Annotated in this window: 13 protein-coding genes; 3 read left to right on the top strand and 10 right to left on the bottom strand. The window is 67.7% G+C overall.

What is annotated here, in order from left to right; translation table 11 throughout:
• Positions 1 to 130: 130 nt before the first annotated feature.
• The 10 genes from ACFQH9_RS31955 to ACFQH9_RS31910 form a co-directional block, all read right to left on the bottom strand.
• On the bottom strand, positions 131 to 1,261 hold the full coding sequence (locus tag ACFQH9_RS31955) for an ABC transporter ATP-binding protein (protein ID WP_379572189.1): 1,131 nt from the start codon (positions 1,259 to 1,261) through the stop codon (positions 131 to 133).
• Between the two features lie 68 nt (positions 1,262 to 1,329).
• Positions 1,330 to 2,406 (bottom strand): ABC transporter substrate-binding protein, encoded by a 1,077-nt coding sequence (locus ACFQH9_RS31950; RefSeq protein ID WP_379572187.1) that lies wholly within the window; start codon positions 2,404 to 2,406, stop codon positions 1,330 to 1,332.
• Positions 2,345 to 4,210 (bottom strand): ABC transporter permease, encoded by a 1,866-nt coding sequence (locus tag ACFQH9_RS31945; RefSeq protein ID WP_379572185.1) that lies wholly within the window; start codon positions 4,208 to 4,210, stop codon positions 2,345 to 2,347. The genes ACFQH9_RS31950 and ACFQH9_RS31945 overlap by 62 nt, the downstream gene beginning before the upstream one ends.
• Positions 4,207 to 4,365, bottom strand: a complete 159-nt coding sequence (locus ACFQH9_RS31940) for a hypothetical protein (protein WP_379572183.1) — start codon at positions 4,363 to 4,365, stop codon at positions 4,207 to 4,209. The genes ACFQH9_RS31945 and ACFQH9_RS31940 overlap by 4 nt, the downstream gene beginning before the upstream one ends.
• A 251-nt stretch (positions 4,366 to 4,616) precedes the next feature.
• Positions 4,617 to 5,963 carry an MFS transporter gene (locus ACFQH9_RS31935; protein ID WP_379572181.1) on the bottom strand — a complete coding sequence of 449 codons (1,347 nt, stop codon included), beginning with the start codon at positions 5,961 to 5,963 and terminating at the stop codon, positions 4,617 to 4,619.
• A 345-nt stretch (positions 5,964 to 6,308) separates the two neighbouring features.
• Positions 6,309 to 7,016 carry a Crp/Fnr family transcriptional regulator gene (locus ACFQH9_RS31930; RefSeq protein WP_379572179.1) on the bottom strand — a complete coding sequence of 236 codons (708 nt, stop codon included), beginning with the start codon at positions 7,014 to 7,016 and terminating at the stop codon, positions 6,309 to 6,311.
• Positions 7,017 to 7,167: 151 nt separating this feature from the next.
• Complete coding sequence (locus ACFQH9_RS31925) at positions 7,168 to 7,557, bottom strand: VOC family protein (protein ID WP_379572177.1); 390 nt, start codon at positions 7,555 to 7,557, stop codon at positions 7,168 to 7,170.
• Positions 7,554 to 8,633, bottom strand: a complete 1,080-nt coding sequence (locus ACFQH9_RS31920) for an LLM class flavin-dependent oxidoreductase (protein WP_379572175.1) — start codon at positions 8,631 to 8,633, stop codon at positions 7,554 to 7,556. The genes ACFQH9_RS31925 and ACFQH9_RS31920 overlap by 4 nt, the downstream gene beginning before the upstream one ends.
• Before the next feature lie 193 nt (positions 8,634 to 8,826).
• Positions 8,827 to 10,416: an SDR family oxidoreductase gene (locus ACFQH9_RS31915; RefSeq protein WP_379572173.1), complete on the bottom strand. Its 1,590-nt coding sequence runs from the start codon at positions 10,414 to 10,416 to the stop codon at positions 8,827 to 8,829.
• A 167-nt stretch (positions 10,417 to 10,583) separates the two neighbouring features.
• A complete protein-coding gene (locus tag ACFQH9_RS31910; RefSeq protein WP_379572171.1) occupies positions 10,584 to 12,059 on the bottom strand; it encodes a hypothetical protein in 1,476 nt (491 codons plus the stop codon).
• A 411-nt stretch (positions 12,060 to 12,470) separates the two neighbouring features.
• On the opposite strand from ACFQH9_RS31910, the gene ACFQH9_RS31905 reads away from it, so the two are divergent.
• The 3 genes from ACFQH9_RS31905 to ACFQH9_RS31895 all read left to right on the top strand — a co-directional run bounded on the left by ACFQH9_RS31905 (position 12,471) and on the right by ACFQH9_RS31895 (position 15,975).
• Positions 12,471 to 13,658: a CapA family protein gene (locus ACFQH9_RS31905; protein WP_379572169.1), complete on the top strand. Its 1,188-nt coding sequence runs from the start codon at positions 12,471 to 12,473 to the stop codon at positions 13,656 to 13,658.
• 80 nt (positions 13,659 to 13,738) lie between these two features.
• Positions 13,739 to 14,932, top strand: a complete 1,194-nt coding sequence (locus tag ACFQH9_RS31900) for an FAD-dependent monooxygenase (protein WP_379572167.1) — start codon at positions 13,739 to 13,741, stop codon at positions 14,930 to 14,932.
• A 506-nt stretch (positions 14,933 to 15,438) separates the two neighbouring features.
• On the top strand, positions 15,439 to 15,975 hold the full coding sequence (locus ACFQH9_RS31895) for a YbhB/YbcL family Raf kinase inhibitor-like protein (RefSeq protein WP_379572165.1): 537 nt from the start codon (positions 15,439 to 15,441) through the stop codon (positions 15,973 to 15,975).
• Positions 15,976 to 17,262 lie beyond the last annotated feature (1,287 nt).

Here is a 17,262-nt window from a genome sequence, read left to right as displayed (position 1 = left end):
CCGGGCCGGCCGGCTCCACAGCCGCATCGGACGCGGCGGACCTGCGCTCACCCCGGATGAGCATCGCGGTCGTTGCCACCTCGGCAACTGCGGTCACGTACATCCTCCGATCGTGGGGCCTGCGCGGCGGTCACGACGCGACGGCCCGAGCGGTACGCGGCAGCGACACGGTCACCGCTTCGCCCGGTGACGGTGTCGTCCCCGGACGCAGGTGCTCGCGAACAGTCAAGGTCGACGGGCCGGTGTCGAGTTCGATCTCAACACCGCTGCCGTGCGGCACCACCCGACTGACAGTGGCACTGACCTGCCCGTCGCCGGGATCAACCGAACCGCGGTCGATGGTCAGTGTGTCGCTGCGTGCTGCCACCACGACGGTGTCACCCGCCGCGGCTCCCGGAGCGATCTCGACCTCGACGCGACCGCCTGCCCCGCTCAGCGCGACCACGCCGCGCTGTCCCTCGACGTTCTCGATGCGACCCTCGAGGAAGTTGTCGAACCCGACGAACTCGGCGACAAAGCGGGTTGCCGGGTGCTCCAGGATCTCGCGGGGCGTGCCGGACTGCACGATGCGGCCGTCCTGGACCACGGCGATGACGTCGGCGACCCCGGCTGCCTCGGCCTGGTCATGGGTGACCAGGATGCAGGTGGTCCCGAGGCGGTCGTGCAGATCGCGCAGCTCGCGACGCAGCTGTCGGCGCAGGGTTGCGTCCACGTTGGAGAGCGGTTCGTCGAGCAGGAGCGCCGGCGGCTCGTGCACCAGGGCCCGGGCCAGCGCCACCCGTTGTTGCTGGCCACCGGACAGCTGCCGAGGAGGGCGGTGCAGGGTGGCGCTGAGACCGACGATCTCGGCGATTTCGGTGACCTTGCGCGTGCGCTGCTCGCGGGGGACGCGCCGCTTGCGCAACGGGTAGGCGATGTTGTCGGCCACGGTCATGTGCGGCCAGAGCGCGTACTGCTGGAAGACCATCCCCAGACCCCGGCGCTCGGGCGAGACCTGGACCCGCCGGGCGGTGTCGACGACGGTGGTGTCACCAATGCGGATTACCCCCTCGTCGGGGTGTTCGAGGCCGGAGATGCAGCGCAGCAGCGTCGTCTTGCCGCACCCGCTCGGCCCCAGCAGACACAGGAAGCTCCCAGGCTCTACGTCGAGATCGAGCGACCGCAGTATGTGGTTGTCGCGGAACCGCTTGCTGACGCCACTCACCGTGATGCCGGTGCCGGACGTCGTCAACGACGAGGCGTTCGTGAGGTGCTCGGTCATGGGTGCTCCTCTCGGTCGTGGACTGGTCGAGCATCGGATCCCGGCGTCTGGCCGGTCTCGGTGGTCGGTCATCCTGAGATTGTCGAGGCGACGTGCTCGATGGCGGGGATGAACTGCTGCTGCGTCTCTTCGGCCGACAGCACGAGCAGCTCGGCGTCCTCCAGCCCGGGCGGGACGGGAGCGCCGGGCATTGTCGGCGTCAGCCCGGTGGTCGCAGCCACCGCCTGTGCCTTGGCGGAGAAGAAGTAGGCGTCCAGCAGCCGGGCGGCCGTCGGGTTCGGTGCACCGCGGGTCACGGCGAGCCCCAGCCCGAACGACGGCATCCCCTCGGCGAGGAGGGCGCGCCCGATCGGAGCACCCTGCAGCACGGCGGTGTAAGAGGAGGGATTGCCCTGGGGGAGGGCGATGGCCGACTGGCCGGTGGCGACCCCCTGGATCAGGGCGCCACTGCTGGGGTAGATGGTGGGCTGCAGCTGCGCTGCCCGCTCTAGCCATGCGTCGTCGACGACGCCCTTGATGTACAGGATCGCGAGCGCCGACACCGTTCCACTCGTGCCGGCTGCCAGGTCACCGGAACCGAGCAGGCCGGACCACCGCGGATCGGTGAGGTCCGCCCACGTCTGCGGCAGGTCGGCCTCGTCGACGGTTCGGTTGTTGTACGGGATGACGGTGGTATGGGAGATGGGCATCTGCCACAGGTCGTCGGGTCCCCGGTACTCCGAGGGGAGTTCCGCAGCCAGTTCCGGCGCGAAGGGCTCGAACAGGTCGGAGTCCCGCAGCGGGACGGTATCGCTCTGACCCATGAACACCAGGTCCGCCTGGGGTGAGCCGCTGTCCGCCTCGGCTCGCAGTCTCGCCTGCATGGGGGGCCCGGCGATGGCTACGGGAGTGACCGTGATGCCCGGGTAATCGTCGGTGAATGCATCGAAGACCGACTGCAAAGCGGGCGGGAACGGTGTGTAGACGACCACCTCGGACTCACCCGCGGCTTGGGCTTCCTGGTAGAGGCCGTCGAGGTACGCGGCCTCCGCCGCAGCCAACTCCACCGACGGGGCCGCCGGTGCGGCGGCATCCTGACCGGAGCTACACGCGGCCAACCCGATCATCAAGCTCGTCCCGATCGCCAGGGCGTGGCGCAGCTTCATCGCTGTCTCCTTCATGGTGATCAACGCCGGTTGAGGTCTTGCGGGAGTGAGAGGTAGGAGTCCGGTCGCCGGAACCGCCGCCGGGGCGAACCCGCCATAGTCGCCGAGCGGTGGCCGCGACGAGGACGCCGGCCACCACGACGAGCCCAAGGAGGAGGAAGTACAAGCAGTAGATGGCAGCGGCCTGCGCGTACTCGCCGTTGTTGGTCGCCAGACCGAACGTGAGCACGGCCACTGTCTGGCTGCCCGGCGTGGCCAGCAGGAGCGGTACGTCGAGGATCCCCGACATGAACATCCCGACCAACAGCCACGCGACGAGTAGCGCGGGACCGCAGATTCGGGCGGTGACGTCGACGAGCGCGGCGACGGGTGAGGCGCCGGACGTCCGAGCCGCCTCCTCGAGTTCGGGACCCACCTGCGCGACCACCCCCTCCAGCGCTCGAACAGCCACCGGGACGGCAGCGACGACGAGAGCGCTGAGCAGCAGCCACGGCGTGCCGTACAGCTGGGCTACGACGGGAGTGTGCAGGTAGGTCCACACCAGCGCGATGCTGAGCACGATCCCCGGCGCCGCCAGGGGTACCCACGAGCCGGTCCGGGCTGCCACGCTCAGCGGTCCGCGACGGCGTTGCAGGACGTAGGCGATGGCGAAGGCCATCGCCACGGTGATCAGCCCGCCTCCGACGGCCATGAGCAGGGTGGAGACGAGCGTGTCGGCCGTGCCGCGTGTCGACAGCGCCACGACGTACTGCCGTAGGGTCCAGACCCCGTACACCCCGAAGAACCCCTGGAGGGACCCGACGACGACCTGCAGGACGGGCCCGACCAGGCCGACCACCACGAAGCCGACGATCGACAGGGTGACGAGCGGCCCGAAGCGGCCTGCGGAGACGGGTTCCACCCGGTGCGCCGCGCTGGACACGGTCACGTAATCGCGACCCCGGGTCATGGCCGACTGCACCAGCAACAACAGTGCGATGCAGATCACGAAGAACAGTGACAGCGCGCTGGCAGCCGAGTAGTCGGCCTGACCGCCGCGGTTGAGGTAGTCACCGATGTGCAGCGACAGCGTCTGGATGCCGACCGGGCGCCCCAGCAGTGCGGGGAAGTCGTAGGCCTGCAGACCCTCGACGATGGCGAGCATGGCGGTGGCGAGCAGCGCGGGCGTCAGCAGGGGGATCGTGATGCCGAAGAACGCCCGGAAACGGGGTACCCCCGACATGACCGCGGCGTCTTCGTGGCTGCGGTCCAGCCGGGAGACGGCACCCAGCATCAGCACGTACACGACGGCCGTGCTCTTCAGCGCCGTCACGAAGATCAAGCCGTGCCAGCTGGTGGCGTTGAACCAGCCGCTGATTGCGCCCAGCCCGACAGCGTCCAGTCCGCGTCCGAGCAACCCGCTGTTGGGATTGCCGAGCATCGTCCAGCCCAGTCCGAAGAACAACCGCGGCGTCACGAGCATGACGATCATCGCGGGGGTGATCCACGAGCGCAGACGCACGTTCAACCGGCAGGACGCCACGGCGAAGTACACACCCGCGACCATCGACAAGACGGTGACCATCGCTGCGTAGATCACCGACGTCCACGCCGCCGCGGGGGTGCGCGGATCGGAGAACGCCGTCGTGAAGCCGTCCAAGGTCCAGGTCGAATCCCCGAACGGGGATGTCCGGAACGCGCCGACGACGAGCCCTACAACCGGACCAAGCAGGAGATAGCCGACGACGAGCGCCGGTCCCCACACGCTGACGCTGCGCAACCACGAGGTGCTCCGCGGTCGTTCGACCATCGTTGAGGTGGTCACGAACCCCCCATCCTCCGGATTGCTCGATGCAGGTCGCAGGGGGCAGGTTCGCCCTCGCCGAGGCAGGTGGCGAAGCTGGTGTCGTGGAGCGCGATCGACGCGGTCATGCCGCCGATGCGCTCAGCGGTTACCACGATCTTCAGTGGTGACGTCATCGGCACTCCTGTTCGGGTGGTTCGGATCGTGTGGTGCGGCACTGTGTTGAGCTGTTCGGCGGTGCCCCGGCATGAGTACCGCCGAGAAGTCTGGAGCGCATAGGGACGTTGGCCACTGGACGGACGCCCGAGCCGTGTGGTGGGCCACCGCATGGCAGGCTGCGGCCGGTCATCGGATTCCGACCTCAGGCGACAGAGCTCGCTCGGTGCTCCTCGGGCGCGTGCTCAGGACCGGCCGAGGGCGACCGTCGTCACACGCGGTCCACACCTTCGTCCGACAGTCGTTTCGGGACCTCCACCGCACGATCGTCGTCCACCCGGTCGACCAATCGTCCCCCGATCAGGAACGCGGCCAGACTCATGGCGAACAATGCCATGAGCAGCAGGGAGACGGATGCCGTGGATCCCGTACCGGCCAGTAGGGCGGTCGAGAGCAGCGGTGTGAAGCCACCGCCGAGGATCGAGCCCACGGTATAGCTGAGGGACGATCCGCTGTAGCGGACAGAAGCCGGGAACATGTCGGTCAGCAAGGAGGGCATGGGTCCGCTGATGAGCGAGCTGGCAATCACCAGTCCCGCCAGCGCGAGCAGAATCAGGGGCACCGAACGGGTGTCGAAGAGCGCGAAGCTCGGGAAGACCCAGACGATCGCCAGGACGATCCCCGCGGCAAAGGTCCGCCGCCTGCCGAAGGCGTCTCCGGCCAGCCCTGCGACGAGCGTCATGGCGATCCACAACACGCTCACACCGGTGAGGCACCACAGCATCGTCGACGACGCTATGCCGAGCGTGGACACCCCGTACTGCACCAGGAACAACGAGACGAAGTAGCCGATGGAGCCCACGGCGATCGAACCGAAGCCGCCGATCAGGATCTGCCGCCAACCGGTGCGCAGCACCTCGACCACCGGGCGGCGCTCGACCGCGTCCGATGCCTTCACCTGCTCGAAGCGCGGACTTTCCTCGAAGCGCAACCGGATCACGAGCCCCACGACGATCAGTCCGGCGCTGATGAGGAAGGCGATGCGCCATCCCCACGCCACGAACGACTCCGGCGGCAACACCGAGGTCAGCACCAGGAACGCCACCTGCGACAGCATGATCCCAGTCGGCAGGCCCAGCTGCGGGAAGGCGCCGTACAGGGCTCGCCGACGTGGTGGAGCGTTCTCCACCGCCATCAGCACCGCTCCGGCCCACTCCCCGCCGACCCCCACTCCCTGCACCAGGCGCAGGACGACGAGCAGGATGGGCCCCCAGATCCCGATCTGGGCGTAGGTAGGCAGCAAGCCGATCAAGGTCGTCGCGATGCCCATGGTCAGCAGGGCGGTGACGAGCATGGCCTTGCGCCCTATGCGATCCCCGAAGTGACCCATCAGGATGCCGCCGATCGGGCGGGCGATGAATCCGACCGCGAATGTTCCCAGCGCGGCGAGCGTTCCGGCCAGCGGGGAGAACCCCGGGAAGAACTCGGTCCGGAACACCAGGGTCGCCGCGAGGCCGTAGATGAAGAAGTCGTAGTACTCGATCGTGGTGCCGATGTAGCTGGCCAGAGCGACCCGGCCGACGCGTGGTGCGCGGTCTTGCGCGGGCAGTTGAGTCATGTCATGTTCCTCGTCGGGCGGAGTGGTCCGAGGCCACGACCGGCCTCGGACTCCCTCGTCCCGTCCACCCGCCAGAGCGCGACCGGACGCGTTCGCAGGACCCAGCGATACCCGGCAAGCTCAGCGAAGCCTCACAATGCGAGGTGGGCTCTGGTCGAGCAGGCCGACCCAGATGCGGCGGGGGGAGCCGAAGCAGCCGTAGGCGAGATGCGGGGTGGGACCAGGGAGTGGCGTCGAAGTGGAGGGGACGGCGTCGAGGACCGCTTCGTTGTGCGCGACGACGGCGTACGGGCCGGCACCCGGGCGTCGCACCGGCAGCACGTGCGTCGGGGTCGAGAACCGAGCTCAGCTGTCGGCAGCGCCCTTCGCGATCAGATGGATCCGGTGCATGTCGTGGAGCACGAGGGCGCCGTCCACCCGGCCGATGAGTCCCCGCTCCCGCATGCCCTTGAGCGCGCGGGTGACGACCTCCCGAACAGTGCCCGTCGCGTCTGCCAGGTCCCGCACGGTGGCGTGGACGACGACGCTGCCGTCGGCCTCTCGCACCGCGAGGTCGAGCAGATGGCGGGCGACCCGCTGGTGAACGGGCGCGAGGACGTTCTCGGCAAGCAGCAGAACACTGTCACGGAGAATGCCGCGCAGCGATCTGATCAAGGCGTAGGACAGCTTGGGATCCGCTTCCAGGAGCTGAAGGATCGCCATGCGCGAGAACACCATCACTCGGGTGTCGACGAGAGCCTGAGCGGCCGTGGTGATGCCGATCTCGGCGCTGTTCCCTAGGTCCGGGATGCCAAAGGGGTCACTCGGCTCAGCGTAGTGCAGGGTGACCTGACGCTCGCCCTTCCGGACGCAGACCCGAAGCAGGCCGCTGACGACGATGCCGGCGTGGCTCGCCTCCGGTATCTCGGGGAGGTACTCACCGCGCTCGAGTTTCAGGTTCGTCGCCGAGCTGAGGAGGCCGTGTTCCGCCTCAGGCGAAAGGTTGGCGTACCAGCTGCGGGACAGAGCAGTGGCGGCCTCTGGGGACTCCTCCGCGATGAGCTCGACAGTCACGCGCTTCATCTCCTCGACTCTGAGGCTCGAACCGGCCGGAGTGGCGTGGACGCAGCACCAACACTAGCATTCCACGCCACTATCCCGCTCGGCGCGCTCACCGTCCTGGGACTTTTGTTCCACCTCCTGAAAGAGTGCTCGAGCGCCGGCGTCAGGACCCGGTGGCGGGGTCAGGCTGAAAGATCTCGACGGGGTTGCCGGACGGGTCGTCAACGAGCACCTGCGACCCGCCCCTGCCCTGCAGGACAGCTGTGCGGAAGGCGACGCCGCCGGCACGCATACGGCTCACGACCCCGTCGAGATCGTCTACCACGAGCTGGATCCTGTTCCAGCCGCCCGGCGTCGGTACCCCGGAGGAGGTCGGCTGTCGTGCCGTGCTGCCGGGCCCGTTCAGCACGAGCCGGAGCGCGTCGCGCTCGAGGACAACCAGCGTCGGCCGGGCGTCGAGCGCCTCGTGGAAGTCGAGGTGCTCGGTGTAGAACCGGGCCGCGCTGTGTACGTCCTCGACGAGATAGCGCACGGACGCCTGCACGTCGGTCACGGGGTGAAGGGCTTGCGGACCCCGGCCCGCTCGAGGCGCGGCAGCACGTGCTCGGTGAACGTGTCGAGTCCTTCCTCGTAATCGATCCACTGGCAGACGAGGCCGTCGACACCCGCCTCGCACACCTCGACCATCGCCTTTGCGATCGAGTCAGGGGTGCCGATCAACTGCTGGGCGCCGAAGGCCGCCAGCGTCCGCGCGCGGTGTTTCAACGCCTCCTCCTCGCTGAGACCCTCTGTCGAGGGCAGGACCCGAGGATCGATGGAGTCGAGCACTCCCACATCGCCGTTCTGCTCGATCGCGTACTCGTAGTAGTCGCGCGCTTCCTGTTCCGTGTCCCGGCAGATGATCCACACGCCGCTCCACACGGAGACATCTCGCCCGAAACCCGCTGCGTTCTTGCGGTACCGGTCGAACCGTCGCTGGATGTCGTCCGGGTCGTCCTTCTCCAGGATCGTGCTGAACGCGATGTCCGCGTTGCGCGCCGCGTACGCCGATCCGGCCGGTGACGTCCCGGCGTTCATGATCGCGGGCCTCGGGCGGGAGAGCGGCTTGGGCTGGATCCAAGCCGCCGGGATATCGAAGAACGTGCCCTTGTGGTCAAACGGCTCGTCCTCCGTCCAGAGGCGATTGACGACGTCGATCCACTCCTGGGCATACTCGTAGCCATTGTCGTGCGCGAGGGGCTTCTGGCCGAACATGGCGAACTCGACCGGGTTCCAGCCCACGACGACGTTGACGCCGAAGCGACCACCGGAGATGTGGTCGATCGTCGTCATCTGCTTCGCAGCGAGGATGGGGTGCACCAGCGGCACGTGGATCGTAGCGAAGATCCTCGAGTACTCCGTCGCCTCGGCGAGCCCCGCGGCCCAGGTCATGGGTTCCAGGTTCACACCGCAGAAGTCGGTCTCACCACCCATGCTTGCCCACCGCGCGAGCGGCACCTGGATCTCGAAACCGGCACGGTCGGCCTTCTGGGCGACCGACTTCACGGTCGCCCAGTCGATGTGGTGCTTCTCGGGGATCTTCGTGGCGGTGAACCCGCCCTCGAGGTTGGTCGCGAACGTGCCCAGCATCAACTTGTTGCCACTCTGAAGCGCATCTCGGGGCATGGTCCCACCGTCCTTCACGCCATCTGTCGAAGTGAATGATCGAGGTGCGGCCGACGCCGGCGCCGCGTCGACGGCGTCGGTCCGCGAGCTGGAGAGATCGGCGCGTCTGGCCTGCCGCGGGTGAGCGCGCTCCAGCGAGGAGCGACAGCCATCGCCCTTAAGCGTCGTCGCCCAGCGCCGATCGCATGAGTTCGGCGATCCTTTCGTAGTGCTGCTCCGAAGCTTTCTCGTGGTACGACGCGTCAAGGACGGTGAACCCGTGGAACGTGTCCGGGAACGTCTCCGACGTGAACGTGGTGCCAGCGGCGGTCAGGGTTCGCTCGAGCTCGGCGATCGCGTCCGGGAGCATGAACGGGTCGTCGGCGGCGTGGCCGAAGTAGTAGCTGGCGTCGGTGCTCGCGGCAACCGTCGCCGGGCTGTCCGGCTTGGAGGTCACGAGATCCGCCCCGTGAAAGGTTGCCACCGCAGCGACCCGCTCGGGCAGGTGCGCGGCGGTCCAGACCGCCATCTGTCCGCTGAAGCAGTAGCCGACGCAGCCGGCCTTACCGAGCCGCGTGGTGGGAAGGTTCGCGAGCGCTTCCAGGTAGTATTCTGCGTCGCTAAGCAGCAATTCCTTCGTGAGGTGCGCGCTCCTGTTCAACAAGGTTGTGAGCTGGTTGGGGTTGCGGGCCGAGAGAGGCGGGTCCAGTGGAGCGCCTTCTCGGTAGGTCATGTTGGGCATCAGGACCGTGTAGCCGGCGTCGGCCACGCGCTGGGCCATCATCTTGAACACCGGGCGGACACCCATCACGTCCGTGTACAAGAGGATTCCCGGCCATGAAGTGGAGCCTGAACCACGTGGGGTGAAGATGTAGCAGTCGGCCACGCCATCGCGCGTGGTCACATCGATCGCGGCCGTCTCCCGCGCGATATGCTTCAGCCGCCGGTTGGTATCGGCGGCAGACTCCGCAGACGAGCTCTCGTCTTCGCCGAAGAAGACGCCGATACCGATCGTCTGGCCGCCGTCGACGACCACTTCGGTGCCCGTGACGTAGGCGGCGTCGTCGGAGGCGAGGAACAGGGCGACCGTCGCCACGTCTTCCGGTTGCCCGACCCTGCCGAGCGGCGACGAGCGGACCTGGTACTGGAGCGGGCTCTTCTTGTCCCGGATGTGTCCCGCGGTGGGAGGGGTCTCGATCAGGCCCGGGATGATGGTGTTGACGCGGATGCCGTGCGGCCCGCCCTCCATCGCTAGATGGGGCGCGAGCGACGAGACCGCACCCTTGGCGGAGCCGTTGGCGCTCAGCGCGACCGCGATGACCCGGCGCGTCATGATGGTGCTGGTGTTGATGACCGAGCCACCTCCGCGCGCGACGAGGTGGGGCCACGCGGCTCGGGTCGGGAAGACCGTGACGTCGAGGGCGTTGCGGAGGTTGAACCTGTAGTCCTCGATGGAACCGGTCATGAAGGGCCCCGCCTTCGTTCCGCCGGCGTTGTTGTAGAGGATGTCGATGCCGCCGAGTTGCGCGACCGACTCCTCGACCCAGGCGGAAGCCTCCTCGTAGGATCCGAGGTCGACCGGCGCCTTGGAGAACATCTTCCCCCCGAGCTCCTCGACCATTCGTGCGGTCTCATCCGCCCCCTTTTTGTCGAGGTCGCACCCTGCGATCGTTGCGCCCTCCTTCGCGAAGAGGAGTGCTGCCGCTCGGCCCTGACCTCCTCCCGTTCCGGTGATCAATGCGATCTTTCCTTCGAGGCGTCCGGTCACGATTCTCGTACCTCTCTGGCGTCGATGCCAATTAGATCCGCAGCGCACTTCTGTGGTGAGATTAAGAGTGCGTGTCGGAGAAGCTTTCGTGCATCCAGCTTCCCGGTGCCGGCGCTGGTGTCGTGGTCATGGCCGCGGCGGTCCGGCACGACGTTCTCACCCGGTCGTTAGTGGCAGTGCGACTGCCCCGGCGCCGGTTCGGCGTTCACCATGCGCATGAAGAGCGGATGGTAGCTGCGACAGATCTCGAGTTCGGTCATCGTCCAGTTGGTCGGATCGACGGCGTAGGTCTGGTAGCTGCCCTCGCAGTTGAGCCCCGGAACCGCCGGGATCCAGTCCTCCTGGAGCCAGATGTCGGGGTCGACTCCAGCGCGCTCGGCCACCTTCCGGACCTCGGGGTCGTCGAGGGCGCACAGGCGGCCCTCGTCGATAACCTTGACGGATTCTCCGCTTACCGTTTCGACGGTCATCGTCGGGAAGTTGAGGTGCACGTGCCAGTGCCCGGTGGGGTGCCCGGCCTTCGCAGCCTCGATCTCCTGGGCGCTGGTGATGATCGAACCGAAGCCGAGGTGGATGATGCCGCTGCGCATCCGCTCGTAGATCCCGCAGATCCAGCCGGACAGGTAGTTCTTCCGCGGGCGGTGGACCTTCGGGTTGGTACCGACTGACACCTCGAAGAGCCACATCAGGCCGGGGCCGGGGTAGCCCGGGTACTGGATGTCCTTCGTCTGGTCGTCCAGCGCGCGGAGCTTGTCGCCGAACTGCCCGCCACCTTCAATGCTGGTGATCTTGCTGTCGCGCACCTGCATCATGATCCGCGGATACGGCCCGATGTGGTTCATCGTCCCCGCGATGACGCCGTTGATGGCGTCCACGCCGGGCTCCTCTGTCATGAAGAGGGGCCTCCCGGCGATGTGGCCGGGCATGTAGCGCTGCATCAGCTCCGGGCTCTGCGGCCACCACTCCGCTGCGCGCGGGCCGTTCCACTCGGTGTGATCGTCGTTGAAGTAGGACTCCGGCAACGGGTAGGAGAGATCGGTCCCCTCCGGATCGGTGATCCGCACCGCCCTCGCGCCCTTGATCGTCCGATCGGTCCAGTCGTCGATCGCCGCGAGGACCTCAGCTGGAATCAGGTGCGCCGGGCTGGCCAGCATCTCCGGGGTGATGAAGGGCATTCGCCCGATCTTCATCTTGGACTCCGCGAGCACCGGCCCGCCGAAGCCCCAAAGCACCTTGTCGTAGACCCCGTCCTTGTCCATCTGGACCCACCGGTCCATGTCCAGGGCGAGTTCCTTTGTCAGCCCGAGGAAGATCTCGATCTCGTCGTGACCGTCGAACCGGCGCTCTGGGCCGCGGTCGACCATCTCGACCTCGTAGTCGCACTCGTACTGGCGCAGGAGCCTCTCGCACGCCTCGATCACCATCGGATCGTGCCAGTTGTCCGCCCGCAGCAGCACCTTCTCGTGGCGCTGCAGATCCCAGGTGACGTGCAGGGCCCCCGGGGTGTACGGGCGCTTGGCCACGGACTCCAGGTAGGGCATCAGGTCGTCCGCCGACTGCACATCGACGTACGCCGGGCATCGGGGCCTGCGGCTGACAGGGTACGCCGGCCCGCCCGGCTGCGTCGACGGGTTCGATGTCATGACGAGTCCTCACTCACTAAGGCAGTTCATTTCATTGTGCACCCGGCCCGCGCCGAGGTGCGCTCGTTACGTCGAGCACTGCTGCAGCACCTGCAATCAGTCGGCCCGGGACGGCCCTGCGGCTCGGATCCTCTGCCCGTTGAGGTGCCGATGAGAAGGAACATGGGTCTCTTGTCGGTACGGGGCAATCCTGACCGGGTGACCGGCGCAGAGCCGGGAAGGAATGAAAGTTTCTGTCGCGCAGCTCGACCGGTGACGACACTCATGGCAGTCACGAACGGCGAGTTCGTGAGCCTGGACGGCCCGGTCACCGGGGTCGCCGGGGGAAGCCGTCGAGGATCCAGTGGCTGCTCGACGCACTCGCCGAGGATCTGCTGCCCCTGCCGTCGACCACTACCCCTGGAGCTGTGAATGCCTGAGTCCGCCGACGACTGGACCGTGAACGTCCTGGCGACCGGGGACGTGTTCCCCGACCTCGAGGACGGCGAAGCGTCGTTCCGTCCCCTCCTGCCGGTCTTCGCCAAGGGCGACATCGTCTACGGGAACTGCGAGGGTGTGTACAGCGATCGGCCGGCGCCCGCCTCGACCCGCATCGTAATGGGCGCGGCCCCCGCCGAGCGGGGTTCGATGTTCGGCCGCGTGGGCTTCGACGTCATGACCCTGGCGAACAACCACGCCATGGATGGTGGTGTCGTCGGGCTCGAGGACACCATGAGCCTGCTCGCCTCGCAGGGGATCGCGACGACCGGTGCGGGCAAAGACCTCGCGGAGGCGACCAAGCCCGCAGTGGTCGAGGCCAACGGTGTCAGGGTGGCCTTCCTCGCGTTCTGCACCTCGTTCCCGGTGGGCTACGACGCAGCGGAGGGGAGAGCCGGGATCGCCGCGGTGCGGATCGGGACCTACTACCGCAACCCCATGCCCTCGTTCTGGGACCCCGGCATCGAGCCCGAGGTCCTGACGGTTCCCTACCCCGAGGACATGCGCACCCTCCACGACGCGATCGACGCCGCGCGTGCCACTGCGGACGTTGTGATCGTCGCCGTTCACCAGGGCACGAACCGGGAGGTCCGCAACGCCTTCGTGCCGCCGTCGAGGACGCACAGCAAGACCTGGCACAACATCGTCCAGGACAACGAGCTCCATCTGGCCAGGGACATCGTGGAGCACGGTGCGGACGCTGTGGTCTGCGCGCAGCATGCCGCGCTCCGTGGAGTCGAGATCCACAGCGGCAAGCCGATCTTCTACGGTATGGGTGCGCTCATCCACCACTTCCACAAGCGCGGCAAGCACACCACAAGCGACCACAAGATCATCGAAGAGTGGGATGTGGAGTACCCGTACTGGGCCTACGACAGTCCCGAGACGCGGATGAGCGGAATCGCGTCCCTCACGTTCTCGTCGAGCGGGGTCGAGGCGGGCTTTATCCCTGCCATGATCATGCCGGACGGCAGCACCGAACCGCTGGCCGACGACGACCCGCGCGCCGATGCGGTCGCGAAGCATATCGAGTCCATGAACTCAGACGAGGGGTTCACCACGCACATCGAGCACAGCACGATCGACGGCTACCGGTTCCTGAAGATCACAAACGCCTCCTAGGTAGGTCTTAGTCCGTCGACCCCCTTGAGCGAGGACCCTCGTGAAAAGGGCTTGATCGGGGAATCACAGATTCCCCGCTGATGCCATTGAACGACAACACTGAGGAAGTGGGCATGAAAGACAATTCGAGTACGAAGGTTTTGGTCGCTGGCGGCGGGATCGGTGGTCTGACAGCTGCGATCGCGCTGCGGAATGCCGGGTTCCAGGTCGAGGTGTTCGAGTCCCAGCCCGAGTTCACTGCTCTTGGAGTCGGGGTGATCATCCAGCCGAACGGGCTCAAGGCACTCCGCTCGATCGGACACGGGATTCGGGAGGGGCTGGACCGGGTCGGGCGGCCGGTGGCCAAGAACGGTCCGCTGCGGCTCGTGGATCCCGACGGCCGGCACCTCGGTGTGCGCAGCGTCGATGAGCTCGACCTGGAGGGCATGTACGGAGAGCCGTCCATCATCGTCCGGCGCCGGCGACTCCACGAACTCCTGGTTGCCGGCCAGCAGGAACAGGCGCTGTACACGGGCAAGTCGATCGTCGGCTTTGAGGACGACGGGCAGCAGGTCACGGCCAAGTTCTCCGACGGCACGACGGCGACCGGCGACGTCCTGATCGGCGCCGACGGCCTCAACTCGGTCGTCCGCCAGCAGCTGATCGGCAAGCACGCCCCGGAGTACACCGGCTGGGGCAACCTGCGCGGCATGGCCACCGGCTTCGAGTTCCCGGAGGGGCAGGAGGAAGGCCTCGCCGTCGTGGACGGTGAGGACCACATCCAGGCCGTCCCCGTCGGGGGTGGCGACATCTACTTCTCGTGCGCGTTCGTCGCGGAGCCCGGGACCTGGCCGAACACCGCCGAGGGAGCCTGGGAAGAGGTCCAGCGGAGGATCCAGGGCTGGTACTTCGTCGAGGACGTCCTGAAGGGCTGCCAGCAGGACACCCTCGTCGCGCGGGAGATCCGCGACCACCTGCCCCGGGACTCGTGGTCGACCGGCCGGGTGACCCTGCTGGGTGACGCGGCCCACGCGATGTCGAACTTCTGGGGCCAGGGCGCCAACAGCGCGATCGAGGACGGCATCGTCCTCGCCCGTGCACTGTCCGCAGCGGACGACGTCGAGTCGGGCCTGCTCTCCTATGAGAAGTCCCGGATCCCGCGCACCAAGCGCCTTCAGGCGGCGTCGCGCCGGGTCGACGGGCACGTCGGTGACTACATGCCCTTCCTCGAATTCGCCTACGGGTACGACGCCGCGACGGTCCCGCTCGAGTCCCCCGAGGCCGTGATCGGTTAAGGGGCTGCCGGTCCGGCCGGTCCGCGGTCACCACGCCCACTCGGAGGCAGCTCACCCGGCGACGCACGCCCACCCGGCGTGCGTCGCCGGGAGCTTCCGCACCGTTCCCCGTGCAGAGCCGCCGACCCCGCACAACCTGCGCTACCTCACGACCAGCGCGACCGGATTGGGCACCTGCTCGACTCGCTGCCTCGTCTGCTCGCGGACGGTGCCTGATGACGACCACACCACCTACCGCCGTCCAGGCGGATGCGGTGTCGCCGGCTGTCGACCCCACCCTGTGCCGCTCGGTGCTCGGGAGCTTCTGCAGCGGACTAACGGGTGATCGCCGCGACCGGCCGGGTGGTGCGCTGAGCATGACGTGCCAGTCGTTCACCTGGCCGTCGCCCGCCAGACCCGGCCACTGCTGTTCCAGCACGGCCGCTATGCCCAGCTGGACACTCCGACGACCGCGGATCCCCCACCGCTGAACGTGAGCTGGCCGACCAGTCCTGAAAGGAGACTCCATGATCGGTCGCTCTCTCCGTGGTGCCCGAGCCGGTACCCGGTACAGCACCTGGTCGGTGCCCGCGTTCGCGGGCGCCAAGACCCTCGTGGTGACGAGCACCAACTTCGAGGACGGATGCCCCCTCCCGCGACCGCACGCCGGGAAGGGCGTCGGTGATGATGTGTCGCCCAGCTTGCACTGGACCGCGCCGCCTACCGGGACGGCGCAGCTGCTGCTTGTTATCGAGGACGTCGACGTCCCCTTGCCACGGCCGCTGACCCACACGGCCGCCGTGCTCCCGCCGCATCGGGACAGCCTCGACATAGGCGAGCTGCGTCCGGGTGCACCGCAGGTGCGGTTCCTGCGGACGGTGCTGGGTCAGGGGTACCACGGTCCCACCCCGCTCCGCGGGCACGGTCCACACCACTACGAGTTCGTGCTGCACGCCCTCGACGCACCCGTGCCCGAGGGCGTGCGGACGTTCCGGGCTCTTCGAGCCTGGATCCCGGGACACGTGCTGGCTCGCGGCAGGATCGTCGGCACCTACGAGCTCTGAGGTCCCCACTCCAGGCCGCGTCCCTTAGGGCCTGTCCTGCGGATCTTGTGCACCACTGACCGTTGCTGATCGAGCCGGGTGAGCGTGCCACGGCCGTTCGCCCGCTGGCGGGCGCCGCCGCTGGAGTTCGGCCAGGTGCTCCTCGGTCAGCTCGCATTCTGAGTAGCAGTCGGCCTCGACCACTTCGTTGTTGGTCCAACCCACGGCGGCCCGCTGACCACAGCTGGGACATGACTCCCAGGTCACCCGCTCGCTCACGTCCGCTTCCCGTTGCCCGACGCCTCCTGTCCTGTCACTGTCCTACCCGCTCCCGAGCGCGTCACCACATCCTCGCTCTATGTCGGCCGCTCAAGGACACCGGTAGCGGTCGCGCCGCACATGATCCGCAGGACAGGCCCTAGTAGTGGGTTGCTGCCCGATGAGTGGCGGGTCGGACGCCCTAGATCGAGCGAACGGGACTCAGCCCGATCATTTCTGAGTGCTGGTCTGTCGGCCGGTGATCCCGAGCCGGCTGGTGCTCCCGAGATACGGGCGGATCTTGTGGGGCCTGGGGCAGGCGGGCTACGAGCCTACCGCTTCACGGGCTTCCGTGGTCACCCTCACCCCTGCACTCACCCGCCCCGCTGGGCTGGTCTGGTCTGGTCTGGTCGAGCATCGCCGCCCGGTGCGTAATGGCTGTCGGTGCGGCAGCGGCGACCGTGCTCACCATGACGACGGCAAGCGCATTCCCAAGGGACTCGCGCTCGGACGGCTTCTACATGTACTGCACGGCGATCGAGCGCACGCCCGGCTACTACTGCACCCCAACCGATGAGAGCGATGCGAGGGGTAGCAGCTGGTGGAACTGGGGTGGCTCAGGGGGACGGCCGCAGCCGACTCCCGCTGCAGCGCCTACGACGGCGACTATTGCACCCCCGCCGCCGGTGACCCCTACGACCACGACCACGATGCCGGCGCCGACTACGACCACGGCGCCCCCCAGGTCGACGGCTCCCCCGCCGACAACGAGCACTACGCCCGCGCCGCCAGCACGACCAGAATCAGTGGAGCCTGTCGCGTCGTTGGCTGTCGTGCCGTGGCCCGTCGAACGGCTGCTACGACCGCACGATCACCGCAGCGCCATCGACTGAGCCCGCCTGATCGAGAGGCCCCTGCCTGCAATGTCTGAGCAGGCAGGGGCCCCACGGGTGATGACTCCGGCTTGCGGTTGTCTCTCCACAGCGGCACCCGCAGAGATTCGCTACCCAACTAGGAGCTGTTTACGAAGTCGGCGAGGCGGGTCGCGTC

It is taken from the genome of Pseudonocardia lutea, from assembly GCF_042658055.1.
GTDB classification, from domain to species: domain Bacteria; phylum Actinomycetota; class Actinomycetes; order Mycobacteriales; family Pseudonocardiaceae; genus Pseudonocardia; species Pseudonocardia lutea.
Note: the sequence above shows the minus strand (reverse complement) of the source record. Positions and strands in the feature narration are given on the sequence as shown.

What these genes read in the sequence shown, in the direction of transcription:
- ACFQH9_RS31955 (WP_379572189.1), bottom strand. Translation starts at nt 1,261, where the DNA reads ATGACCGAGCACCTCACGAACGCCTCGTCGTTGACGACGTCCGGCACC.
- ACFQH9_RS31950 (WP_379572187.1), bottom strand. Translation starts at nt 2,406, where the DNA reads ATGAAGCTGCGCCACGCCCTGGCGATCGGGACGAGCTTGATGATCGGG.
- ACFQH9_RS31940 (WP_379572183.1), bottom strand. Translation starts at nt 4,365, where the DNA reads ATGACGTCACCACTGAAGATCGTGGTAACCGCTGAGCGCATCGGCGGC.
- ACFQH9_RS31935 (WP_379572181.1), bottom strand. Translation starts at nt 5,963, where the DNA reads ATGACTCAACTGCCCGCGCAAGACCGCGCACCACGCGTCGGCCGGGTC.
- ACFQH9_RS31920 (WP_379572175.1), bottom strand. Translation starts at nt 8,633, where the DNA reads ATGCTGGGCACGTTCGCGACCAACCTCGAGGGCGGGTTCACCGCCACG.
- ACFQH9_RS31910 (WP_379572171.1), bottom strand. Translation starts at nt 12,059, where the DNA reads ATGACATCGAACCCGTCGACGCAGCCGGGCGGGCCGGCGTACCCTGTC.
- ACFQH9_RS31905 (WP_379572169.1), top strand. Translation starts at nt 12,471, where the DNA reads ATGCCTGAGTCCGCCGACGACTGGACCGTGAACGTCCTGGCGACCGGG.
- ACFQH9_RS31900 (WP_379572167.1), top strand. Translation starts at nt 13,739, where the DNA reads ATGCCATTGAACGACAACACTGAGGAAGTGGGCATGAAAGACAATTCG.
- ACFQH9_RS31895 (WP_379572165.1), top strand. Translation starts at nt 15,439, where the DNA reads ATGATCGGTCGCTCTCTCCGTGGTGCCCGAGCCGGTACCCGGTACAGC.